Here is a 24091-nt window from a genome sequence, read left to right on the forward strand (position 1 = left end):
ACAATTCCAGGCAGTTCAGGCCCGAATATCGCTGAACTGCTTTCCTGGATCTCTTCAGTACCCACCAACCCTTGCCGGCATCGGCTGCGCCCTGAACGGAGCACGCGCAGCTTCCTCGCGCGCCGGCTTGGCGCGGGCCGGGCCGAGACCGGCGAGCCATTCGAGATACAGCGCCAGCGCGAACTGCATGGCGATGCCGGCCGCGATCAGCAGCGTGTCATAGGCGAGGCCGCCCGGATTGATCAGCTTCAGCACCTGAGCGGCCATGGCAATCAGCGTTCCCGCCACGAACACCGGCAGCGAGCGCTTGCCGAGGATCGCCAGCGGATTGTCGGGCCTGGTGCGGAAGAGGTTCGACACCGCCGGCAGGGCGACGGTCAGGTAGCTGACGGCCAGAATGTGCAGCAGCCGCGGCAGCGACAGGAAAGTCTTATCGAAGCCACCGATCACCACCGGCAGATTGAACCAGGTGATCTGCCCCCAGAGCGGGCTGTGCACCCAGATCGCCGCGCCGATCACATAGACCAAGGCAAAGCCCACCAGCCAGCGGTTGACCGGAATCTCCCCGCCGCGCTTGACGTGGAGCATGGCGGCAAGGCCGATGTTGAACAGGAACTGCCAGGAAAGCGGGTTGAGGAACCAGAAACCCGGCTCTGGATAGTTCGGCGGCGCGATCTGCCACACCCCGGCAACCAGCCACAGCAGGCCGGACACGGTCAGTGCCGCCACTGGCCTGTAGCTGACGAACAGAACGAAGGCCGGTGCCGCCAGAAGGAGTGCCGCATAGACCGGCAGGATGTTGTTGTAGCCGAGCTGATGGCCGAGCGTGACGATGCCGAGCAGCACCTGCGGCGTGTCGCGCATCAGCGGCTCGATGTTGATCATCTTCAGCAGCTCCGGCCGGTGGGCAAAGACCGCCGTGGCGCAGAACAGGGCGATCACCAGCATGGTGATGACGATGTGCGTGACATAAAGCACGCCGGCGCGCCGCCACATCTTCAGGGCCGCCAGCAGCCTGCCGCCCGGCTTGAACTTTGTGCCATAGGCAAGCGCCACCGAGATGCCGGAGATCAAAACGAAGGCCTCGGCCGCATCGGAGAAGCCGAGGTTCTTGTAGGTCAGGTTTTCGAAGATGGTGCCCGGCACATGATCGATGAAAATGGTGAGCAAGGCGAGCGCGCGCAGCACATCGATACGCGTATCGCGATCTTTGATACGCGTATCGCGATCCTTGATACGCGGGTCGCGCTGAGAAGCGATCTTTGATACGCGTATCGCGATCCTTGATACGCGGGTCGCGCTGAGAAACGGGGATAGTCATCGACAAAAGGCCTCAGAGCTGGTGTTTCATGTCCAGCAATGCGACCCCCGACGCACCGCTTCGATTCCTCCCGTTGGGAGTCTATCGGCGCAGAAACGGTCTGAAATGCGCCCGGTTCAATCAACTTTCGCGGAACTTGAAAACATTCCGTTTTGAAGCCGGCAAATCAGTGAAATCACCGTAAAATCAACAGGATGTGATCATGTCCGAACATGTCAACAAAAACAGCATGCTGCAGGATGATCTGCCTTTTTCCTATCGCTTGATTCGACCGGCAAATGCGAGCGGCGAATGCCTTTTCGCGCTGCATGGATCGGGCGTGGACGAAACGACGCTGGTGCCGCTTGCGAAGCAGATCGCGCCACGCGCGGTGCTTGTCGCGGCGCGCGGCCGCATCCGCCAGGAGGGCGGTTTCCGCTGGTTCGAGCGAATCACGCCGACCAGCTTCGATCAGTCGAGCATCCGCATGGAGACGGCCGCTTTCGCCCAATTCACAACCGAAGCCGCGCGGCGCCACGGGCTCGACCTCGGACGCGCGGCCTTCATAGGCTATTCGAACGGCGCCAATCTGGTATCCACACTCATGCTGCTTCATCCCGGGCTGGTGAGGCAGGCCGCGCTGCTCAGGGCGATGCCGGTGCTGGATGATACGCCGGCGAGCGATCTTGCCGGAACGCGGGTGCTTGTCATCGCCGGCGCAGCGGACCAGACCTACGGACCGTTCGCCCCGGCCCTGGTGACGCTGCTGAGTGGGCGCGGTGCCGCAGTCGATGCGCGCATCGTCGCCTCCGGCCATGAATTCGGCGACGCCGACGCCGCGATCGCCCGGCAATGGCTGGGTGCTACCCCCTCCAAGGCCTGACAGATAAAGCACTCCGGACCTTGGGACGGGGGCGCGGTTGACCTTCGCGACAGCTGTCTCGAATAAACATCCGTGGATATTGCGGACTTCGTGAACGGCGTCCGAAATGACGAAGACAAAAGCCATAACGGCAGTGGTTGCAGCCGGGTTCTTCATAACAGCGGCGGAAATGCTGATTTTCCACGGGCCTGGCTCGACCCCGATATTCCTTATTGGAAAGAATATCGGCGCTTCAGGAAGCACCAGCTCCGACGAAATCTATGGCGAGAGAGGCAATGACCGGATCGCCGGCTTCAGCGGCGGCGACTATCTCGACGGCGGAGGCGGGGACGACGTGTTGATCAGCGAAAACGGCGCCGATGCGCTGGTTGGCGGCGCCGGCAACGACCGTCTCAGTTCCGGCGACGGCGACGATTATCTCATCGGCGACGAAGGAGACGACGTGCTGGTTGGCGGCGATGGCGACGACATGATCGAAGGCGGCTCGGGCAACGACCGCCTGGAGGGCGGCAGCGGCAATGACCGGTTCGTCTTCAACAGCCCGCTCGACGCTTCGAGCAACGTCGATACGATTGCCGACTATTCACCAGCCAACGACTCTTTGTTGCTGGCGAGCTCGGTGTTCACCGCGCTGGCCGCCGGCCCGCTGCCCGAGGACGCTCTCCATGCGGGGACGGCCGCAGCCAGGGAAACCGACCGTATCATCTACGATGCCGGCAGCGGCTGGCTCACCTACGATGCGGACGGCACCGGCGCGCAGGCAGCAGTCCACTTCGCAACGATATCGCCTGGCCTCGCCCTTTCGAGCGCCGACTTCAGTATTTCTGGCAGATAGCGCCTAGCCTCGCCCCATCCGGTTCCAGGCGTCCAGGCCGGCGATCTTGTAGGCCTCGGCAAGCGTCGGGTAGTTAAAGGTGTTGTTGACGAAGAAGTCGACCGTGCCGCCGAGATTGATCACGGCCTGGCCGATATGGATGAGCTCGGTGGCGCCCTCGCCGACGATATGGGCGCCGAGCAGGCGACGTGTGTCGACCGAGAACAGGAGTTTCAGGAAGCCGGAGTTGACGCCCATGATGTGGCCGCGCGAGGTTTCCCGAAAACGCGCGACGCCGACCTCATAGGCGATCCCGCTCTCGCGAACCTGTTCCTCCGACTGGCCGACGGTGGAGATTTCCGGCACGGCATAGATGCCATAGGGAAAGGTTTCCGGCGGCGGCGGCAGCGCCACGCCAAAGGCATGGCAGGCGGCCACCCTGCCCTGCTCCATCGAGGTCGAGGCCAGGCTCGGAAAGCCGATGACGTCGCCGGTGGCGTAGATGTTGGGCACGCTGGTTTGGAATGTCTGGGGATCGACCTTGATGCGGCCGCGGCTGTCGGCCTCGATGCCGATCGCATCGAGGCCGAGGCTGCCAAGATTGCCGCTGCGGCCGGCGGCGTAAAGCACGATCTCGGAGCGGATGGTGCGGCCGTCGGCAAGGGTCACTTCGGCATAGTCGGGCTTGGAAGCGATTTCCTTGACCGTGCTGCCGAGACGGATGGTCATGCCGCGGTCGCGCATCTGGTGGATGAAGTCGTCGACGATTTCGCGGTCGACGAAATCGAGGATGGTGTTGCGCGGCTCGACCAGCGTCACCGGCACGTCGAGCGCCGAAAAGATGGTTGCGTATTCGACACCGATGACGCCGGCGCCGATGACGGTCAGCGTGCGCGGCAACCGGTCGAGTTCGAGCATCTCGTCGCTGTCGAAGATGCGTGTCTTGTCGAAAGGCACGTCGCGCGGACGGTGCGGCCTGGTGCCCACAGCGATCAGCGCGTTGGCGAAACCGACCTCGCTGTGGTCGCCATTGTCGGTCGTCAGGCTGACCTTGTCGGGACTGAGGAATTTTGCCGTGGCGCGCACGCTTTTGACCGCGTTGCGCATGAATTGGTGCTGCAGCACCTCGACCTCGTGATCGAGCGTCTTGTGCAGGCGCTCGATCAGATCGGCGATCGAGATGTCCTGCTTGACCCGGTAGCCCCGCCCGTAGAAGCCGCGCTCGCGCCAGCCGGAAAGATTCAGGACCGTCTCGCGCAGCGTTTTCGACGGGATGGTGCCGGTGTGCACGGAGACGCCGCCGAGGCGCCGCCCTCGATCGACCACCAGAACCGATTTGCCAAGCTTGGCCGACTGCACCGCGGCACGGCGCCCGGAGGGGCCACTGCCGATGACCAGCATGTCGTAGTCCATAATTCCCCATCCCCTCGGCGTCTTGTTGCGCCGCAGCAAGCTAACGCGATCCGCGCCATGAATTCAACCGCTGCAACCGCGCTTGCCATGGCTTGCGTGCATGCGTTGGAAGCCGTCGATCTTGATTCCGCCACCGGCTTCACCATTTCAATGGCGAATGGCCGAGACCTATTTCGGGCCTGTTACGAGGGCATGACATGAACACGCGCGTGCTTGACGGCGAGATCGTCACCACCAGGTTCGAGGACACGCGCGCCTATCGCGGCGTGCGCACAAGGCGCATCTTCGCCTTCATCCTCGACTATTTCATCGTTGCGCTGCTCACCATCCCCTTCGCCATATTGGTCGCCCTCCTCGGGCTTTTGACCTTCGGCCTGGGCTGGGCGCTGTTCTCCATCCTGGTGCCGGCGGTTGCCATCCTCTACATCTGGAACACGCTGGGCAGCCGCGATCAGGCCACGACGGGCATGAAGATCATGGGCATCCGGCTCGAAAAGCTCGACGGCACCCGCATCGATGGCCTGACCGCGGTGGTGCATTCGGTGCTGTTCTGGGCCGGAAATGTCATCCTGACGCCGCTGGTGCTGCTGGTCACGCTGTTTTCCGATCGCAAGCGCACGCTGCACGACCTGCTTCTGGGCACGGTCGTGACGCGCGCCAATGTCTGACGGTGCCTGCGCCCCCCATCGCCGCGCCGGTTGTGCTAGAATATGAACAGCCTGGGCCGGCCGCGGCCACACAATCCTGTTGAATTTTTCGCCGGCCGGGCCAAAGGTAGGGCGATTCGCAGGAGCGTTTCCAAGGATCGATGACGCAGCATCCGACCCAGTCGCCGCAGTTCTTCCTGACCGCGCCGTCGCCGTGTCCTTATCTGGAGGGCCAGTTCGAGCGCAAGGTGTTCACGCACCTTGTCGGCGACAAGGCGCCCGAGATGAACGACCTCTTGACCCAGGGCGGCTTCCGGCGCTCTCAGAACATTGCCTACCGGCCGGCCTGCGAGTCCTGCCGCGCCTGCGTGTCGGTGCGGATCCTTGCGCAGGAGTTCACCGCCAGCCGCAACATGCGCCGCGTGATGCAGCGCAATGCCGATCTCATCGGCGCCATGCACGACGCCCAGCCCTCGACAGAGCAGTATTCGCTGTTCCGTGCCTATCTCGACGCCCGCCACCGGCGCGGCGGCATGTCTGACATGACGGTGCTCGACTATGCGATGATGGTCGAGGACACGCATGTCGATACCAAGATCATCGAATACCGGCGCCGCGGCCCGGACACCTTCATCACCGGCAAAGGCCAGGGCGAATTGATCGCGGTCGCGCTGACCGACAAGATGGCCGACGGGTTGTCGATGGTCTATTCCTACTTCAATCCCGATTTCGAGGACCGCTCGCTCGGCACCTTCATGATCCTCGACCATATCGCCCGCGCCAAGGCGATGGGACTGCCCCACGTCTATCTCGGCTACTGGGTCAACGGCTCGCGCAAGATGAACTATAAGATGCGTTTCATGCCGCAGGAGCATCTCGGTCCGAAAGGCTGGGAACGCTACGACCACGAAGCGGTCACGCGCTGATCCGCTTCGCGCTTCATCCTTAAACTCTATCAAGGAGGAGGACGCTGGTCTTTCGGCCGTCAGGCTGGAAGGAGCGGCGCATGGCCGCTGCGCGCCTCCTCAAGATTGTTGCGAGATTGCCGAGTGTCCACCCATACCGATCACCAGAAGGGCCTCCTGATCACTGCCTTTGGCGGATTGACGCTCACCGTCGACATCCCGCTGATCCGGCTGGCCGACGGCAGCCCCTGGACCATCATGATGCTGCGTACCGGCACCACGCTCATCGCCGCCTTGGTGGTCTGGGCCGTCTGGCGTGCGCTGCGCGGCGATGCGCCAAAGCTCATCCCCGGCTGGTCGGGGCTTGCCGTGGCGCTGTGCTACGGTTTGACCGGCGTCACTTTCGTCACCGCCGTCTACCACACCTCGACCGCCGATCTCGTCTTCATCCTTGCCTTCAACACGGTGTTCGCGGCGCTGCTGTCATGGCTGTTCCTGCGCGAAAGGCCCCGGCTCGGAACGTTGATCGCCATGTTGGCAATGATCCTTGGCGTGCTGATCATCGTTGGCGGTTCGGTCGGCACCGGGCATCTGTTCGGCGACTTCATGGCGCTGTGCTCGGCTCTGTTCGTGGCGATCGCCATCACCCTCTCCCGCGCCAGCGGCAAGGACATGGGCTTCACCGCGCTGGTCGGCGTCGCCCTGCCGCTGGCGGTCGCGGCCTTCATGGTCTCCAGCGAGGGGCTGAACGTCACCGCGCCGTGGTGGATCATCCTCAACGGCGCCGTGATCATGCCGATCTCGTTCTTCTGCCTCGCCAATGGGCCGAAATACATCTCGGGGCCGGAAGTCGCGATGTTCTACCTGCTGGAGACGGTGCTGGCGCCGATCTGGGTCTGGCTCATCTTTGCCGAGACGCCGTCGCGCAACAGCCTGATCGGCGGCACGATCCTGATCGTGACGCTGGTCGTGCATTCGTTCTGGCAATTGCATGAGGGTCGCAAGCGCCGTGCTGCGCTTGCCGTCGGTCACCCGGCCTGAATTTTCCTGCCCTCCGGCGTCGCCTCGATCTGGGGCGGCCCGTTCTCTTCGTCGGTGGCTGGCGCAACCGCGTCCATCAGTTCCACCTCGCGCAGCCATTCGCGCCAGATGGCGACCAGCAGCGCCATCAGCACCGGACCGATGAACAGGCCGAGGAAGCCCATCGTCTTGACGCCGCCGATCAGGCCGAAAAAGGTCGGCAGGAAAGGCAGCTTGATCGGCCCGCCGACCAGCTTCGGACGCAACGTCTTGTCGACGATGAAGAGTTCGACCGCGCCCCAGATGAACAGCGCCATGCCGGCAAACAACTTGCCATTGGCGGCGAGATAGATCGACACCAGCGTGAAGGAAAGCGGCGCACCGCCAGGGATCAACGCCATGATGCCGGTAAGCGCGCCGAGCGTCACCGGCGACGGCACGCCGGTGAGCCAGTAGGCGATACCCAGCACCAGGCCCTCGCCGATGGCGATGACGGTCATGCCCGTGACGGTCGATGAGATTGTGGCCGGCACGACGCGCGAGATCCGCTCCCAGCGCGTCGGCAGGATACGCTCACCCAGACGATCGACCTGCGCCGCGAAGGCTTCGCCGTCACGATAGGCGAAGAACAACGCGATCATCATGAACAACAGTGTCAGCAGCAGACCGAAGGCGCTGCCGCCGGCGGCGAGCGCGCCGCGATAGATGGAGCCGATGTTAGCGCCGCTGACCAGCTGGATCACCTCGCCGATGCCGCCGGGATGGCCGAGATTGGTGGTCCATTGCTCGTTCAGCCACTCACCGATGATGGGCATTGTGGCGATCCACTGCGGCGTCACCGCGCCGTGGCGGTTGGCCTCGATCGCCCAGGTTACCCATTCGCGCAGCTCGTTGATGGCGTAGGTGCCGGCGAGCGCGATCGGCACCACCAGGAAGGTCAGGATGAACAGGATCGCGAGGGTCGCGGCGATCGTGCGATTGCCGCCGACGGCGGCGAGCAGCCGGCAGTAGAGCGGCCAGCTGGCGAAGGCGATGACGAGCGCCGCCAGCACCGGGAACAGGAAGCCGTGGAAGAAATAGACACCGGCGGCGGCGATCAGCACCAGGAGCCAGCGCGCCGCGGACAAAGGCGGGATGACGGCCGCCCTCAGCGGCGTCGACAGGCCGAACAGACGCTGCCCCGGTTTCTGGATCTCAGTCCGCTTCAACCGCGCGTTTCTCCCCTGCCCAATGGTTCAATGGATGCTTATGCACCACGATAGTGCAGCAATCGTGACGATAGTCCAAATGGTGATGGAGAAGCTCTGCTACCAGCAGGTCGCGCCGGACTTGACCTTGGGGTCGGCGTGGGCCGGCGCGACCGGAGCCTCAAAGGGTCACTTTCGCATTAGCCGAAGCTAATATTCGCCGGTAGGTCCCGGGTGGTCTTATTTGACGGTCGAAAACTCAAAACGATCGAAACGGAAGACTGCCGTATACTCGTTGTGTCGCTCCGGCGTCCCGGCAGGATTGCGGAAGATCGCGCCGCAGGTTGTCTGAACTTTCGGAATGGCGTCGCACAGGAAGTTCTGCTGCACCCAGCTGGTTCCTTTATCTATCCATGCGCCTCCCCCGTTCAGGTCACGACCGAGGATGAGCGACCTGATCTCCGAACCGGTAAGCCGGTCCTTCGCATCCAGATCGACCTCTTCCGGCAACTCCGGCAAACCGGCCTTGTCCAGGCCGTCCAGCAGACGCCCGATGTCAGCCGGGTTCTTGAACACAAAATACCTCTGCGTGACCAACTGATTTGCCCCTCCATCCTTTCGTTCCAACATGACGTTCCTTAGCCTGTCACTATAGGCCGCGACCCGGTCCCTGCGCCCGAGATGTGCGTAGGCCGAAACCAACACCTGCAGGCCGTAGAATTTCGGCCATGGATCGGGCGATTGGAGATCGATCCTTTCAAGGTAGTCGACAGCTTCCTCGAAACGACCCTGGCCAAATTCAGCGAGCCCAGCCTGGTAGTGCCGATGGTCATTGCCGCCTGGGTCGACACGGTTGGCCGCGACGAGATAGTCGCTCGCCTCGTTCGGCCTGCCATTGAAATTCAGGGCTTCCGCCAGCCCGACATAGTTCAGGGGATCGCTCGGGTCGAGCGCCACTGCCTTGAACATGACCGCGACTGCCTCGTCGGACCGGTGCTCGCGAACCAGCAAACTGGCGACGAGCTGATAGTAGGACGGCGAAGGATGCTTGGCCGCCTCCCCCAGGTACTTGTAGACGTTGTACAGCGCACCGATGTCCGACAAGGCTAAAGCTTTGCCCCGCGGCCCGTCCATGTCCCAATAGGCCCATGCGAGCGAGGCTGCCGCCGCGCCGAAATTCGGATCGAGTTCCAGCGCCTGCCGGAAAAACCTCACCGCCTGCGCAAACTCGTCTGGAGTATTACGACGATTGTAGATTTCCATGCCCTGGAGGTAAGCCTCGTAGGCTGCAGGATTGCGCGTGCCGCCCGCGACATCTGCCTTGCCTTGGTCGCTGACGAGACGGAGCTTGAGCGCGCCTGCGATGCTGACGACGACCTTGTCCTGCAGGGCAAACACATCCGTCCACTGGCCGTCGAAACGTTCTGCCCAGAGATGACCGGTGGTCGAGCCGTCGATCAATTGCGCGTTGATACGCATGTCGTCGCCGACCCGACGTATCGAACCTTCCAGTATGTACCGGACACCAAGCGCTGCGGCGACCTCAGCGGGTTTAGTCTCCTTGTCCTTGTAGGTGGAAGCCGCGTTTCGCGATACGACGAACAGGCCGGGCACGCGTGCAAGTTCTGTGGTCAGGTCCTCGGTGAAACCGTCAGCCAGATAACCTTGCGCCTTGTCGTCGCTGAGATTGTCAAATGGAAGCACGACGAGGGATGGCCGGGTGTCGGCTTTCGCATTGGCCGTCAGAGGAGGGGGCAGAAGCGGTGGCTCCCACGGTCGCCACCACGCTGCTGCAAGGCCGACTGCGACAACAAGAACCCCAATGGCGACGGCCAGATTGCGCCTGAAGCGTGGGAGTCGATTGACAGCCATGGGCTTTCCCGCCACCGCGGGATCGAGCGGCACCCGGTACACCTGCACCGGTTCGGCGATGTTCTTCAGCTTCTGTTGGCCCATCAGCTCAAAGACGAAAGCCAACTTCTTCTCAACCTCTTTTGCGACCTTTGCCGAGACACAAATGCCACCAGGTTCCGCTAGTTATTGGAGCCTGGCAGCGACGTTGACGCCATCGCCATATCGGTCCTCGCCCTTTCGACAATCACCTCGCCGAGATTGATCCCGATCCTGACGCGAATCCGATGATCCTCGGAAACGGCGGCGTTGCGTTCCGCCAGGGCGTGCTGCAACGACACGGCACATTCGACCGCGTCCACGACGCTGCCGAATTCGGCGAGCAGTCCATCGCCCATCAGCTTGAAGATGTGGCCGTGGTGGCGGGCAATCTCAGGCTCGAACAGTTCCTTGCGTCGAGCACGAAGGCGCTCGAACGTGCCGGCCTCGTCGCGTTCCATCTGGGCGGAATAGCCCACAACATCGGCAGCGAGAATGGCGGAAAGCTTACGGTCCATCGGTCCGGCCTGTCCCCCGTGGAGTATAGACCTGGTCACACTGAAATGAAACGACCGACCTCTCCAGCGTCCGTCGCCGGTGTCTCGGGATCATCCAGCAAAAAGCCGTCGATGAAACGCGCAGTTCGCAGATACGGGCGCATCGTTGGCACCGATCTTGCCATCGAGGATGACGGAACTGTCGCTTTGATGCTGAGCGCCGAGGCGATGCTCGCCTCCCGCAATCTCGATGGCGAACCGCAGTTCCAGCGGGACAGTAGGAGGGCGCCGCGGCGGTGGTCGACTTGGCATTGCGCAATCTCCCCCTTTGTGGGGGAGATCAGCAGCTTCATCCGAACTTCCCTGTCCTCGGGAAACCCTTCGGCACCATGCGGCCGGCGGCGGCGCGGGCGCCGATCCATTCGGCCAGTTCCTCGCGCGACTTGGTGAAGGTGCGGTCGGCCGAGTCCTGCCAAGTGAGCCCAGTCCCCAGCGTGAAGGTCTTCAGGTCCAGCACGCCGCCGTCCTTGTATTTCTGTAGGCGCACACCCTTGCCGCGCGCCATCTCTGGAATCTCGGCGAGCGGGAAGATCAGCATCTTGCGGTTCTCGCCGACGATGGCGAGATGGTCGCCCGTGACCGGAATGCAGCGCTTGGCCTCGTCCGGCGCCTTGACGTTCATCACCTGCTTGCCCTTGCGGGTGTTGGCGACGACCTCTTCCTCGGAGACGACGAAGCCGTTGGCATCGTAGGAGACCAAGAGCAGCTTGCGCTTCGGGTCGTGGACGAAGGCAGTGACGATGTCCTGGTCGTTCTCCATGTCGACGATAATGCGGATTGGCTCGCCATGGCCGCGCCCGCCCGGCAGCCGGTCGGCGCCGATGGTGTAGAATTTGCCGCCGGTGGTGAAGACCAGGATCTTGTCCGTGGTCTGGGCGTGGAAAGCAAGCTTCAGGCTGTCGCCTTCCTTGAAGGCAAGCTGCGAATGGTCGGTCAGATGACCCTTCATCGCGCGCAGCCAGCCCTTTTCGGAGACCACGACGGTGACCGGCTCGCGCTCGATCATCGCATGTGCGATGTCGGTCAAGTCATGCTCTGGCGCGTCGGCGAACTGGGTGCGGCGTCTGCCGAGCTCGGTCTCGGGGCCGAACTGGTCGCGGACCTTGGTGACTTCCCACTTGATCGTCGCCCATTGCTTGGCGTCGGACGCCAGCAAGGCCTCGATCTGCTTCTTCTCCTCGGTGAGGCCGTCATATTCCTTGCGGATCTCGATTTCTTCGAGCTTGCGCAGGGCGCGCAGCCGCATGTTGAGGATGGCTTCGGCCTGGTTGTCGGTGAGCGACCAGCGGGCCATCATCACCTGCTTGGGCTCATCCTCCTCGCGGATGATCCTGATTACCTCGTCGATGTTGAGATAGGCGATGAGGTAACCGGCAAGGATTTCAAGGCGCTTCTCGATCTCGCCCAGCCGATACCTGGAGCGGCGGAGAAGCACGTCACGGCGGTGGTCGAGCCATTCTTTAAGTACGCCCTTCAGCGATAGGACGTTCGGCACCTTGCCGCGCGACAGAACGTTCATGTTGAGCGGGAAGCGACTTTCGAGCTCGGTGAGCTTGAACAACGATTCCATCAGGATGCCGGGATCGACGGTGCGGCTCTTCGGCACCAGCACGACGCGGATATCCTCGGCGCTCTCGTCACGAATGTCTTCGAGCAGCGGCAGCTTGCGCGCCATCAGGAGCTCGGCGATCTTCTCGATCAGCCTGGCCTTCTGGACGCCATAGGGAATTTCGGTGACGACGATGCTCCAGGTGCCCCTGCCCTGGTCCTCCTGGCTCCATTTGGAGCGCACGCGAAAACCGCCGCGGCCGCTCTCATAGGCTTCGAGAATCGAGGCGCGGCTGTCGACGATGATGCCACCGGTCGGGAAATCCGGCCCCTGGACAAAATCCATCAGCTTCGCCACGGGCGCGTCCGGATGCTCGATCAAGTGGAGCGCAGCGTCACAAAGCTCGGCGGCGTTGTGCGGCGGGATCGAGGTCGCCATGCCGACCGCGATGCCGGACGAGCCGTTGGCGAGCAGGTTCGGGAAGGCGCCGGGGAGAACGGACGGCTCCTCATCCTCTTCATTGTAGGTCGGCCGGAAGTCGACGGCATCCTCGGTGATGCCGGCAAGCAGCTCGGTCGCCACTTCCGTCATGCGCGCTTCGGTGTAGCGCATGGCGGCGGCGTTATCGCCGTCGATGTTGCCGAAATTGCCCTGCCCGTCGACCAGCGGGTAGCGCATCGAGAATTCCTGCGCGAGGCGCACCAGCGCGTCGTAAATCGACTGGTCGCCATGCGGATGGAACTTGCCCATCACCTCGCCGACGATGCGGGCGCATTTGGCGAAGCCCTGGTCGGGGTTGAGCCGCAAGAGCCGCATGGCATGCATGATGCGGCGATGGACCGGCTTCAGTCCGTCGCGCACATCCGGCAGCGCCCGGTGCATGATGGTCGACAGCGCATAGGCGAGATAGCGCTTTTCAAGCGCTTCTTTCAGGTCGACAGGTTCGATGTGGTCGCCGCCGCCATTGTCTTGCGGCGGCAAATGCCTTTTTCCCATGGATTTGGACTAGCCGAGCGGGTGATTCGCGGCAAGCGCCGGGTTGGGTATCGGCGGATTCGTCGCAAACAGCGATGTGAAAGATTTCACTGAACCGCCAGGCCGGGCACTCCAATTTGCCGCCCATCTGAAACAGGCTTCGGCTGCAAAGTGGGGCGCCGGCCAACATCAATCTGTTACATGCGCCCTCTATCTGGGCAGGCAACGCGCCGGCGGAGGAGAGCCGCGGTCTTCATGACAAATTCACCGCACCATAAAAAGCGTGCCGGCCGGCATTTGCTTTTCATCGCCGTTTTCGACAAATGGGCCGGGAAGCGCCTTTTTCCCGTCCCGTTCGTCGCGGAATGGTGATGGGGCAGGAATTCAAAATACTTTCAGGACAGGGAACTCGCCAATGACAATCCAACACTCAATGCTCAAGAAACTGGCCTTTTCAACCTTTCTGCTGACCCTGCCACTCAATACCGCCTTGGCCGCCGATCCGGCCGTGGCCGAGCGCGTCAAGGCAACGCTTGCCGCCCAGGGCGTCGATATTTCCTGGACCGGGGTCTCCGGCGACGATTCGAACGCTGTGCTGCAGGGCGTCTCCATCAAGCCGGCTGCCGAGAAGGAAGCACTGCCGATCGGCGACGTGAAGCTGGAGGGTGTCACCGCGGCCAATGGCGGCTTCGAGATCGCGACCGTCTCGACCTCGGCCTTCGAGCACTCCAAGGATGGCGTGACGCTCAATCTCAGCCCCTTCGTCATCCATGACATGAAGGTGCCGGCCGAAGGCAGCACCGACCCGCTCGGCTCGCTGATGATGTACAAGTCGGCCGAGCTCTCCAACATGACGGTCAAGGTCGGCGACAAGACGGCCTTCTCGATGGACGGGCTTGCCGTCCAGATCACCCCGCCGGCCGATGGCAAGGCGATGGACTTCACCGCCAATACGGAAAAGTTCAATGCCGACCTGACGCTGGTCGACGACCCTAAGTCGAAGGAAGCGATCGAGGCGCTCGGCTACCAGAACATCTCCGGCACCGTCTCGATGGCCGGCACCTGGCAGCCCAGCGACGGCAAGATGGAGCTGTCGAAATACGACATATCGGTCGACAACGCCGGCACGCTCGGCATGACCTTCGACCTCGGCGGCTACACGGTCGACTTCATCAAGTCGATGCAGGCTATGCAGAAGCAGCTCGCCTCGCAGCCCGAGGGCGCCGACAATTCCGCGCAGGGCATGGCCATGCTCGGCCTGCTGCAGCAGTTGTCCTTCAATGGCGCGTCGGTGCGCTTCGACGACGATTCGCTGACCGGAAAGGTGCTCGACTATGTCGGCAAGCAGCAGGGCATGTCGGCCAAGGACGTCGCCAACCAGGCCAAGGCGATCGTGCCGTTCGGCATGGCGCAGCTGAACAACCCGGAACTGACGGCCGAGGTCTCGGCGGCGGTCAACAAGTTCCTCGACGATCCCAAGAGCCTCGAGATCTCGGCCGAGCCGCCGTCGTCGGTGCCATTCGCGCTGATCATGGCCGGCGCCATGTCCAACCCGCTCGACTTGCCCAAGACGCTCGGCGTCAAGGTCAAGGCGAACGAGGACTGATCAAACGAAACGTTCAAACAAAAGCCCGGCATCGCTGCCAGGCTTTTGTTGTCCAAACTCGATTCTTCGAGCAAGTCGAATCGCTTGAGCGCGATTCCTAGCCTTCTTTCTTGGCCGCCGCGACGCGCAGCGACAGCTCGCGAAGCTGCTGCGGAGTGGCTTCCGACGGGGCGTTCATCAGCAGGTCGTAGGCCTGCTGGTTCATCGGGAACATGGTGATCTCGCGCAGGTTCTTCGCGCCGACGAGGAGCATGACGACGCGGTCGATGCCGAACGCCGCCCCGCCATGGGGCGGCGCGCCATACTGGAAGGCGCGATAGAGGCCGCCGAAGCGGTCTTCCACCGTCTGGCGGTCGAAGCCGACAATCTCGAAGGCCTTGACCATGGTCTCCGGCAGATGGTTGCGGATGCCGCCCGAAGCGATCTCATAGCCGTTGCACACCGCATCATACTGGAACGCCTTGATGCTGAGCGGGTCCTGGCTGTTGAGGGCATCGATGCCGCCCTGCGGCATCGAGAACGGATTGTGGGCGAAATCGATCTTTTTCTCGTCCTCGTTCCATTCAAAGAAGGGAAAGTCGACGATCCAGCAGAGATCGAACCGGTCGCGGTCGACGAGGTTCAGCTCCTCGCCGGCGCGCGTGCGCGCGGCGCCCGCGAAGGCGACGAACTTCTTCGGGTCGCCGGCGACGAAGAAGGCGGCGTCGCCATCGGCGAGGCCGAGCTGCAGGCGCAGCGCCTCGGTGCGCTCCTCGCCAATGTTCTTGGCGATCGGGCCGGCGCCTTCGAGCTTGTCGCCTTCCTTGCGCCAGAAGATGTAGCCGAGGCCCGGCTGGCCCTCGCTCTGTGCCCATGAGTTCATGCGGTCGCAGAAGGCGCGGCTGCCGCCGGTCTTGGCGGGGATGGCCCACACCTCGGCCTTCGGATCGTTGGTCAGGATGTTGGCGAAGACCTTGAAGCCGGAATCGCGGAAGTGATCCGAGACCGAATCCATCACGATCGGATTGCGCAGGTCCGGCTTGTCGGTGCCGTATTTGCGCATGGCGACATCGTAGGGGATGCGCGGCCATTCCTTGGTGACGGGCTTGCCGTCGGCAAAGGCTTCTATGACCGACGTCATCACCGGTCCCATGGTCGACAGCACGTCGTCCTGCTCGACGAAGCTCATCTCGAGGTCGAGCTGGTAGAATTCGCCGGGCAGGCGGTCGGCGCGCGGATCCTCGTCCCGGAAGCAGGGCGCGATCTGGAAGTAGCGGTCGAAGCCGGAGACCATGATCAGCTGCTTGTACTGCTGCGGCGCCTGCGGCAGCGCGTAGAAGCTGCCGGGATGGATGCGCGAGGGCACCAGGAAGTCGCGCGCGCCCTCCGGCGACGAGGCCGTCAGGATCGGCGTCGAGAATTCGGTGAAACCCGCCTCGCCCATGCGTTTGCGCATCTCGGCGATGATCTTCGTGCGCGCCACGATATTCTTGTGCAGCGTCTCGCGACGCAGGTCGAGGAAGCGGTATTTCAGCCGGATATCCTCGGGGTATTCAGGCTCGCCGAACACCGGCAGCGGCAGTTCCTTGGCCGCCGACAGCACCTCGATCTCACGCGCGAAAATCTCGATCTCGCCGGTCGGCAGGTTCGGGTTGACGGTCTCCGGCAGGCGCGCCTTGACCTCGCCGTCGACGCGGATCACCCACTCGCCGCGCAGGGTCTCGGCGGTCTTGAAGGCCGGCGAATCCGGATCGGCGACGATCTGGGTCAGGCCGTAATGGTCGCGCAAATCGATGAAGAGCAGCCCGCCATGGTCGCGCACGCGATGCACCCAGCCCGAGAGACGGACGGAATTGCCGACGTCGCTCTTTCTCAACTGGGCACAGGTATGGCTGCGGTAACGATGCATTGTCATGGTGAAGTCCGGAATTGCGGGCGAAAGCCCGGCTCGAAAAATTGGCGCGAAAAGCGCATGAGAGGCCCGCTTTGTCAAGGTAAGCAGTCACACAGGCGCGGTGCCCGAGATCAGGCAAAGTGGATTTCGGCACCCAGGCGTTCGAAATCGGCAAGGATGGTTGAAGGCGCCGTCTTCTCCACCACCAGATGGCGGATCGCATCGGGCGCGGCAACGCGATAGGGCGCCGCGGTGGCGAGCTTGTCCGTGGTGGCGGCGATGACGATGCCGGCGCTGTTCCGGGCCATGGCTCGCTTCACTTCGGCTTCGGCCGAATCGAAGGCCGTGACGCCGCGCGAGGCGTCCAAGCCACAGGAGCCAAGGAAGAACAGATCGGCGCCGAGCTGCGCCACGGCGGCAAGCGTGTCCCCGCCCACGCAGGTGCCGAGGTCGCGGACGTACCGGCCGCCGAGCACAATCAGCTCGACCAGGGGAAGACCGGCGAGAGCCGACGCGACGGCGATCGAATTGGTGGCCACCGTCAGCTCGACGTCGCGCGGGATGGCCCTGGCGATCGCCTCATTGGTCGTGCCGCCGTCGATGAAAAGGGTCTGCCCTGAGGCGAGCACGCCCACCGCCACTTTCGCCAGGCGCATCTTCTCCTCGACGGCATGGCCGCTGCGCTGGCTGATGGTTGCCGCCGCAAAGGGCGCCGATGGGACCGCACCCCCGTAAACACGGCGCAATTGCCCGGCTTTCGCCAGCTCGCGCAGATCGCGGCGAACCGTATCTTCCGAAACGCCGAAGCGGCTGGCGAGCTCGCCGGCCAGCACCTTTCCTTCCGCCGCCAGCCGGTCGCGAATGAATTGGTGTCGTTCTTCGGTCAGCATGCACGATCCTATTTCTTTGTGCACATTCTTGCATGTTCTGCATGTTTATGCAAGAAATAGCGCAATGGACCGGCGATGCCGTCCCAGTCTCCCCCAATGGAAAGTGCCGCAATGACCTTTGGCTTGAAACTCGCCCCTCAGCACCGCGTCTATGCCGGTTTCGCGATCTACTCCTTCGCCATGGGCAACATTTTCCCGCGCCTGCCGGACATCAAGCGCGCCATGGACATCGAGGACGGCATGCTGGGTCTCAGCCTGATCGGGACGCCGATCGGCACCTTGACGGCGCTGACGCTGGCGACGCCTGTGCTGGAGCGTGTCGGCTTTCGGCGGGCGCTGCTTTGGCTCGTGCCGTTGATCGCGCTTGTCTATTCCATTGCCGTGCACGCGCCGGGACCGGTCGCCCTGTTCCTGATGCTGCTGCCGGTCGGCCTGATGATCGGCAGCGTCGAGATCATCCTCAATGTCGAGGCCGACAGGACGGAGTTCCTGCTCAGGCGCCGCATCATGAACCGGGCGCATTCCTTCTGGAGCGCGGGCTTCTTCGGCGCCGGGCTCTTCGGCGGCGCCTTGGCGCATCTCGGCCTGTCGCCGCAGCTGCATCTGGCGCTGGTGGTGCCGATGGTGGCGGTTTCGATGGCATTGTTCCTCGGCGGCTTCGAACCGGCGCCTGCCCGCTTCGCCGGCACCGGCGACAAGGCGCCGATGTTCGCCCGGCCGACGCTGTCGATTCTCGTCCTCGTGGCGGTGACGCTTTCGGCGATGCTTTTGGAAGGCGCCAGTATCGACTGGTCGGCGATCTACATGCGCACTGTGTTCGTCTCGGGCCCCTTCGTCGCCGGCTTCACCGTGGCGCTGTTTGCCTTCTCGCAGGCGACCACGCGCTTCTTCGCCGACTCCTTTGTCGACCGCCACTCGCCAAGCGGGGTCGCGCGCGTGCTGCTTGCAGCGATGGCGGCCGGCGTTCTTTTCGTCTTCTTCTCACCCGCGCCGTTGGTGTCGATGCTGGGCTTTGCCCTGTTGGGCATCGGCAGCAGCGCCCTCTTCCCGCTGGCGATCTCCGCCGCCGCACAACGGACGGATCGCCCGGCGGCGATCAACGTCGCGGCGCTTTCGCAGATCTCCTTCATCGCCTTCCTGCTCGGTCCGCCGCTGCTCGGCTTCGTATCGGAGCACTGGGGCATCCGCTCCGCCTACGGGATCGGCATTCCCTTCATCGTGCTCAGCCTGCTGACCGCAGGCTCGCTTGGCCGGAGGCCATCCCGGGAGAATATCAGGACAATTCCAAGCGACGGGCCGGCTGTGACCGGCCGGAAAATAGAAGTGCCAGCGGGCAAAGCGTAGAATCCTGTTGCTCGGGGACATGCTTCGAGCCGGGTTCGAGGACGTGGCCGGGTCTTCGTCCAGGCATTTGCCGCTGGCATTGACGCCATCTATGGTCCAAGAAGAGGTCACAGATCCGTGATTGCCTCTCTTCAATGTCCTCCATCCGCCCGCTTATCCCACTCCTCATCGCCGCAGGCATCCTGCTTGGCGGCAACGGGCTGCAGGGCACGCTGATCGCATTGCGCGGTGCGCAGGAAGGTTTTTCCGCTTCCGATATCGGCCTCATGGGCACGTTCTATTTCGCCGGCTTCCTGCTCGGCTGCCTGGCCGTCACCCGCATCCTAAAGGCGGTCGGCCATGTCAGGACTTTTGCCGCGCTCGCCGCGATCGCCTCGGTCAGTACGCTGCTTCTGGTACTCGTCATCGACCCCGTCATGTGGTGCGCGGTGCGCTTTGCCGGCGGCTTCTGCTTCGCCGGCCTGTTCACCGTCATGGAAGCCTGGCTGAATTCGGGTGTCGGCAACAAGGACCGCGCCCGGGTGCTAGCCATATACCGCATGGTCGACATCGGCTCGGTGACCGGCGCGCAATTCCTGATTCCGATCTTCGGCGCCGGCGGTTTCGCCATCTTCGCCGTCATGTCGATGATGATCACCTTTTCGCTGGTGCCGGTCTCGCTCGGGGACCGCTCGAACCCGGCGCCGCCTGAAGACGTCAAGCTCGACCTGCCGCGCGTCTGGCGGATCTCGCCGCTCGGCTCGATCGGCTGCATCGCCGTCGGCGTCACCAACAGCGCCTTTCGCACGCTGTCGCCGGTCTACGCCGAGGAGATCGGCATGTCGGTTGCCGATGTGGTGACCTTCGTCAGCGTCGGCATATTCGGAGGCGCCCTCATCCAGTATCCGCTGGGCTATCTCTCCGACCGCCGGGACCGGCGGTCGGTGCTGTTGACGACGACGTGCTGCGCCATGCTTGCCGCGCTGGCGCTCGCCTTCGTGGCGCGCGCCGACCCGTTCCTCAACTTTGTCATCGTCTTCATCTTCGGCAGCTTCGCCATGCCGCTCTATTCACTGTCAGCCGCGCATGCCAACGACCGGGCCGACAAAGGCGAATTCGTGCTGATCAACGCGGCGCTGATGCTGTTCTATTCCTTCGGCGCGATCAGCGGTCCGATCGCGGCGTCGGCGGTGATGCAGCATTTCGGGCCGAGCGCGCTGTTCGTCTTCAGCGCCGCCGTCTACGCCGTTCTCATCATCGTGATCCTTTACCGTATGCAGGTGCGGTCGGGTGTGCCGGCCGGCAGCCGCAGCCGCTTCACCGCGCTTTTGCGCACCTCGACGCTGTTCGCGCGGCTGGCGCGGCGGAGCGGCGATTCAGACAAGCAGGACTAGCTGCGGCTTGACGAAAGCGTTTGCGGCTGAAATTGAAGAAGGCCTGATATGATGCCAAAAGCGATTTGATGCACGTCATCTCCACCCAAGCTGAACTCGAAAGCGTTATCGCGGCGTTCGAAAAATCGGACTTCGTCACCGTCGATACCGAATTCATCCGCGAAACGACCTTCTGGCCGATCCTCTGCCTCATCCAGATGGCAGCGCCCGGCGTGACTGCGCTGATCGATCCGCTGTCGCCCGACATCGACCTGAAACCGTTCTTCCGGCTGATGGCCAACGAAGCGGTGGTCAAGGTTTTTCACGCCGCCCGCCAAGACATCGAAATCATCGTCCATCTGGGTGACCTGGTGCCGCATCCGGTGTTCGACACGCAGGTGGCGGCCATGGTCTGCGGCTTCGGCGACAGCGTGTCCTACGATCAGCTGGTGCAGCGCATCACCGGCGCGCGGCTCGACAAATCCTCGCGCTTCACCGACTGGCGGCACCGGCCGCTCTCCGACAAGCAGCTCGAATACGCGCTCGCCGACGTCACCCATCTGATCAAGGTCTACAAGCACCTCAGCGCCGAGCTGAAGCGGGAGGACCGCGCCCATTGGCTGAACGAGGAGATGGACGTTCTCACCTCGCGCGAGACCTACGATCCGCATCCCGAGGATGCCTGGAAACGCCTGAAGATGCGGCTGCGCAAGCCGCAGGAACTGGCGATCGTGCAGGCGATAGCCGCATGGCGCGAACGCGAGGCGCGCGAGCGCGACGTGCCGCGTGGCCGCGTGCTCAAGGACGACGCGATCTACGAGATCGCGCAACAGGCGCCGCGCGATGCAACGGCTCTCGGCCGGCTGCGCACGACGCCGAAGGGCTGGGAACGGTCGGCGACAGCGACCGCGCTGCTCGGCGCGGTCAACACGGCGCTTGCCCTGCCGAAGGAAGCGATGCCCAAACTGCCGAAGACGTTCCAGCCACCGGAAGGCTCGAGCGCGGCGGCGGAACTGCTCAAGGTGCTGCTCAGGATCGTCGCCGAGAAGGAGGGCGTCGCCTCCAAGGTGCTCGCCTCCAGCGACGACATCGACCGCATCGCCGCAGAGGGCGACGCCGCCGACGTGCCGGCGCTGCAAGGCTGGCGGCGCGCCGTGTTCGGCGAGCAGGCGCTCAGGCTGGTGCGTGGCGAGATCGGCATCAAGTTCGACAAGCGCAGGATCGCGGTGTTCGATCTCTAGCATCGACCTTTCCTTCTCCCTTTCTTCGGAGAAGGAAAGGCGAGACTCACACTGCCCCAAGCAGGTGCAGCGCGAACCAGATCCAGGCGACGAGAAGCACGAAAGCGCCAAGGAAGAAGGTTCGGCTGCGGTGCAGCACATAGTTTCTGCTGAGATGCACCCAGGCGTGAACATAGCGCGTGACGATGAACAGCCACATCAGCGCCAGCGTCAGGTAATTCACGCCATTGGTGACAAACAGCGCCAGGCAGAGCACGTGAAACAGAACCGGCAGCTCGAACCGGTTGATCAAATTGTTGGCGACGGTGACGCTCGAGGCCGGCTCGGTCGAGCGGACCTTGTACTGGCTGATCTTGGCTTCGCCGGACTTCACGGCCAAATAGCGCCGCTTCAGCATCACCAGATAGACGATGTAGACCAGGAGCACATGCGCCAGCATAGGCCAGAAGATGGCGGTCTGGTTCATCCCCTGCCCGCTCAGCGCCGTTGCACTGCCAGCGCGAACACCGCGACGACTACGACCGGAATGGCCAGTAGCGCGAACTTGGTCACGGTCAGCGACGAGGCGAAGGACAGCGAATCGGGATTGGCCAACTGGAAATCGGACAGCAGCCGCGCAATTGCGAAGTTCTGCGCGTAATCGGCGACTGTGTAAGGCAGAACCAGCACCAACGCCGTCAGCGCCTGCAATTGGGCAGGCATGGTGCGGAAATTGCGCAGCCGCCGGCCAAAGGCCAGGATCAGGCTGAGCAAGGTGAGCGAGAGCAACGCCGGGAACAGCAGATCGAAAGTCAGATAGTGCCAGACGATGATGATCTCGCCGCCGCGCCGGCCAAGGGCCGTCAGCCATGCCATGCCTTCATCGGGCGTGAAGCCGGTGACACGCATGTCGAGCGAGGGGAGCCCGCCGCTCAGCCGGCGGAAATAGAAAAACTCGAGCGCCGTCATGGCGATGAAGATCGCGGCGCAAGCGACGGAGAGCGCCGCCGCATGACGCGACAGGCGCAACACCGTCACGGTCAAGCCACGCCACAAGCCCGGGCGATCCGGCCGCTCGTCGGCCTGATCAAATTCCGCCCGGATAGTTCGGGCTTTCGCGGGTGATCGTGACGTCATGGGCGTGGCTTTCACGAAGTCCGGCGTTTGATATGCGCACAAAGGTGGCGCGTTCCCGGAACTCGGCAAGATCGCGTCCACCGACATAACCCATAGCGGCTTTCAGGCCGCCTGCAAGCTGGTGCAGCACGCCAGCCACAGGTCCTTTGTAGGGAACCTGCCCTTCAATGCCCTCCGGAACCAGTTTCAGGGTGTCGCGGACCTCGGCCTGGAAGTAGCGGTCGGCCGAGCCGCGCGCCATCGCGCCGACCGAGCCCATGCCGCGATAGGCCTTGAAGGAGCGGCCCTGGTGCAGATAGACCTCGCCCGGGCTTTCGTCGGTGCCGGCAAGCAGCGAGCCGATCATGGCGGCACTTGCACCGGCGGCGAGCGCCTTTGCGAGATCGCCCGAATATTTGATGCCGCCGTCGGCGATCACGCTCACGCCAGACTTCTCAGCCATCTCGACCGCCGACATGATCGCGGATAGCTGCGGCACGCCGACACCGGCGACGATGCGGGTGGTGCAGATCGAGCCCGGGCCGATGCCGACCTTGACGGCGTCGGCGCCGGCATCGATCAGCGCCTGCGTGCCTTCGGCGGTGGCGACATTGCCGGCCAGGATGCGCACGGAATTGGAGAGCTTCTTGGCCCGCGTCACCGCATCCAGCACGCGCTGCGAATGGCCGTGCGCGGTGTCGATGACCAGAAGGTCTACGCCGGCGTCGATCAGGCGTTCGGCGCGCTCGAAGCCGTCGTCGCCGACGCTGGTGGCGGCCGCGGCGCGCAGGCGCCCCTGCGCGTCCTTGGTGGCGTGCGGGTTGAGCTGCGACTTCTCGATGTCCTTGACGGTGATCAGGCCGACGCAATTGCCCTTCCGGTCGACCACCACCAGCTTTTCGATGCGGTGCTTATGCAGGAGGCGTTTCGCTTCGTCCTGGTCGACATTCTCTTTCACCGTGATCAAGTTCTCACGGGTCATCAGCTCGTAGACCTTCTGCGACGGATCGGAGGCGAAGCGTACGTCGCGGTTGGTGAGGATGCCGACCAGCCGGCCGACGGTGTGGCCGCCGGTGCCGCCATTTTCCACCACCGGAATGCCGGAAATGCCATGCGCGCGCATCAGCCCCAGCGCGTCGGCCAGCGTCGCGTCGGGGCCGATGGTGACGGGATTGACCACCATGCCCGACTCGAATTTCTTCACCTGCCGGACCTGCTCGGCCTGCTCTGCCGGCGAGAAATTGCGGTGGATGACGCCGATGCCGCCGGCCTGCGCCATGGCGATCGCCAGCCTCGCTTCGGTAACGGTGTCCATGGCGGCCGACAGGATCGGCGTGTTGAGATCGATGTCGCCGGCGATGCGGGTGCGGATGTCGGTCTGGCCGGGCATCACCTCGGAATGGCCGGGCTGCAACAGCACGTCGTCAAAGGTCAGCGCCAACGTGCCGGTGGACGTCTCGATGATTTTTGCCATGGCCAGTCCTTTTGAATGCGGAAAAGGCGCTGGGCCGAAATGGCCAGCGCCGACTCTCATCTTCCCTTTCAGGATT

The 24091-nt window shown here is 63.4% G+C and carries 21 protein-coding genes; 9 read left to right on the forward strand and 12 right to left on the reverse strand.

What is annotated here, in order from left to right; translation table 11 throughout:
- Window positions 1–54 precede the first annotated feature (54 nt).
- Window positions 55–1260 (reverse strand): OpgC family protein, encoded by a 1206-nt coding sequence (locus tag AU465_RS32320; protein ID WP_376774931.1) that lies wholly within the window; start codon window positions 1258–1260, stop codon window positions 55–57.
- Window positions 1261–1523: 263 nt separating this feature from the next.
- Between AU465_RS32320 and AU465_RS32325 the strand changes: the two genes are divergently transcribed.
- Together AU465_RS32325 and AU465_RS32330 are read left to right on the forward strand one after the other, a co-directional pair.
- Window positions 1524–2183, forward strand: a complete 660-nt coding sequence (locus AU465_RS32325) for an alpha/beta hydrolase (RefSeq protein WP_192257001.1) — start codon at window positions 1524–1526, stop codon at window positions 2181–2183.
- A gap of 106 nt (window positions 2184–2289) precedes the next feature.
- The gene (locus AU465_RS32330; protein WP_192257003.1) at window positions 2290–3018 is read left to right on the forward strand and encodes a calcium-binding protein; all 729 of its coding nucleotides are present in this window, start codon (window positions 2290–2292) and stop codon (window positions 3016–3018) included.
- Window positions 3019–3021: 3 nt separating this feature from the next.
- Here the strand turns inward: AU465_RS32330 and sthA are convergent, their stop codons facing one another.
- A complete protein-coding gene (sthA, locus tag AU465_RS32335) occupies window positions 3022–4410 on the reverse strand; it encodes a Si-specific NAD(P)(+) transhydrogenase (RefSeq protein ID WP_192257005.1) in 1389 nt (462 codons plus the stop codon).
- 197 nt (window positions 4411–4607) lie between these two features.
- On the opposite strand from sthA, the gene AU465_RS32340 reads away from it, so the two are divergent.
- The 3 genes from AU465_RS32340 (at window position 4608) to AU465_RS32350 (ending at window position 7003) form a co-directional block, all read left to right on the forward strand.
- On the forward strand, window positions 4608–5078 hold the full coding sequence (locus AU465_RS32340; RefSeq protein WP_192257007.1) for an RDD family protein: 471 nt from the start codon (window positions 4608–4610) through the stop codon (window positions 5076–5078).
- Window positions 5079–5218: 140 nt separating this feature from the next.
- Entirely contained in the window at window positions 5219–5983 is a 765-nt protein-coding gene (locus tag AU465_RS32345; RefSeq protein WP_192257009.1) for an arginyltransferase, read from the forward strand.
- 123 nt (window positions 5984–6106) lie between these two features.
- Window positions 6107–7003 (forward strand): DMT family transporter, encoded by an 897-nt coding sequence (locus AU465_RS32350; protein WP_192257011.1) that lies wholly within the window; start codon window positions 6107–6109, stop codon window positions 7001–7003.
- Here AU465_RS32350 and AU465_RS32355 read toward each other — a convergent pair.
- The 5 genes from AU465_RS32355 to parC all read right to left on the reverse strand — a co-directional run bounded on the left by AU465_RS32355 (window position 6991) and on the right by parC (window position 13161).
- A complete protein-coding gene (locus AU465_RS32355; RefSeq protein ID WP_192257013.1) occupies window positions 6991–8190 on the reverse strand; it encodes an AI-2E family transporter in 1200 nt (399 codons plus the stop codon). The two genes, AU465_RS32350 and AU465_RS32355, sit on opposite strands and share 13 nt — an antisense overlap.
- Window positions 8191–8409: 219 nt before the next feature.
- Window positions 8410–10146: a guanylate cyclase gene (locus tag AU465_RS32360; protein ID WP_246506607.1), complete on the reverse strand. Its 1737-nt coding sequence runs from the start codon at window positions 10144–10146 to the stop codon at window positions 8410–8412.
- Window positions 10147–10202: 56 nt separating this feature from the next.
- Window positions 10203–10520 (reverse strand): adenylate/guanylate cyclase domain-containing protein, encoded by a 318-nt coding sequence (locus AU465_RS36880; protein ID WP_246506608.1) that lies wholly within the window; start codon window positions 10518–10520, stop codon window positions 10203–10205.
- Between the two features lie 92 nt (window positions 10521–10612).
- Window positions 10613–10909 carry a hypothetical protein gene (locus tag AU465_RS32365; RefSeq protein WP_192257014.1) on the reverse strand — a complete coding sequence of 99 codons (297 nt, stop codon included), beginning with the start codon at window positions 10907–10909 and terminating at the stop codon, window positions 10613–10615.
- Window positions 10906–13161, reverse strand: a complete 2256-nt coding sequence (gene parC, locus AU465_RS32370) for a DNA topoisomerase IV subunit A (protein WP_192257015.1) — start codon at window positions 13159–13161, stop codon at window positions 10906–10908. Before parC ends, AU465_RS32365 begins: the two co-directional genes overlap by 4 nt.
- A gap of 394 nt (window positions 13162–13555) precedes the next feature.
- On the opposite strand from parC, the gene AU465_RS32375 reads away from it, so the two are divergent.
- Complete coding sequence (locus AU465_RS32375; RefSeq protein WP_192257016.1) at window positions 13556–14746, forward strand: aq_1923 C-terminal domain; 1191 nt, start codon at window positions 13556–13558, stop codon at window positions 14744–14746.
- A gap of 97 nt (window positions 14747–14843) precedes the next feature.
- Here AU465_RS32375 and aspS read toward each other — a convergent pair whose 3' ends face one another.
- Both aspS and AU465_RS32385 read right to left on the reverse strand, forming a co-directional pair.
- Window positions 14844–16634 carry an aspartate--tRNA ligase gene (gene aspS, locus AU465_RS32380; RefSeq protein WP_192257081.1) on the reverse strand — a complete coding sequence of 597 codons (1791 nt, stop codon included), beginning with the start codon at window positions 16632–16634 and terminating at the stop codon, window positions 14844–14846.
- Window positions 16635–16750: 116 nt separating this feature from the next.
- On the reverse strand, window positions 16751–17509 hold the full coding sequence (locus AU465_RS32385; RefSeq protein WP_192257017.1) for a DeoR/GlpR family DNA-binding transcription regulator: 759 nt from the start codon (window positions 17507–17509) through the stop codon (window positions 16751–16753).
- A 111-nt stretch (window positions 17510–17620) separates the two neighbouring features.
- On the opposite strand from AU465_RS32385, the gene AU465_RS32390 reads away from it, so the two are divergent.
- From AU465_RS32390 to rnd, 3 genes are all read left to right on the forward strand, one after another.
- Window positions 17621–18853, forward strand: coding sequence for an MFS transporter (locus tag AU465_RS32390; RefSeq protein WP_192257018.1), 1233 nt, complete (start codon window positions 17621–17623; stop codon window positions 18851–18853).
- A gap of 134 nt (window positions 18854–18987) precedes the next feature.
- Entirely contained in the window at window positions 18988–20226 is a 1239-nt protein-coding gene (locus AU465_RS32395; protein WP_192257019.1) for an MFS transporter, read from the forward strand.
- A 68-nt stretch (window positions 20227–20294) separates the two neighbouring features.
- Window positions 20295–21446, forward strand: a complete 1152-nt coding sequence (gene rnd, locus AU465_RS32400) for a ribonuclease D (RefSeq protein WP_192257021.1) — start codon at window positions 20295–20297, stop codon at window positions 21444–21446.
- Between the two features lie 46 nt (window positions 21447–21492).
- On the opposite strand, the gene AU465_RS32405 is transcribed toward rnd, so the two are convergent.
- The 3 genes from AU465_RS32405 to guaB are packed head-to-tail and all read right to left on the reverse strand — an operon-like array spanning window position 21493 to window position 24015.
- Window positions 21493–21912: an MAPEG family protein gene (locus tag AU465_RS32405; RefSeq protein ID WP_192257023.1), complete on the reverse strand. Its 420-nt coding sequence runs from the start codon at window positions 21910–21912 to the stop codon at window positions 21493–21495.
- An 11-nt stretch (window positions 21913–21923) separates the two neighbouring features.
- Complete coding sequence (locus AU465_RS32410) at window positions 21924–22469, reverse strand: hypothetical protein (protein ID WP_246506612.1); 546 nt, start codon at window positions 22467–22469, stop codon at window positions 21924–21926.
- Between the two features lie 43 nt (window positions 22470–22512).
- Window positions 22513–24015, reverse strand: coding sequence for an IMP dehydrogenase (gene guaB / locus AU465_RS32415; protein ID WP_192257025.1), 1503 nt, complete (start codon window positions 24013–24015; stop codon window positions 22513–22515).
- Window positions 24016–24091: the final 76 nt, after the last annotated feature.

It is taken from the genome of Mesorhizobium silamurunense, assembly GCF_014843905.1.
GTDB lineage: Bacteria > Pseudomonadota > Alphaproteobacteria > Rhizobiales > Rhizobiaceae > Mesorhizobium > Mesorhizobium silamurunense.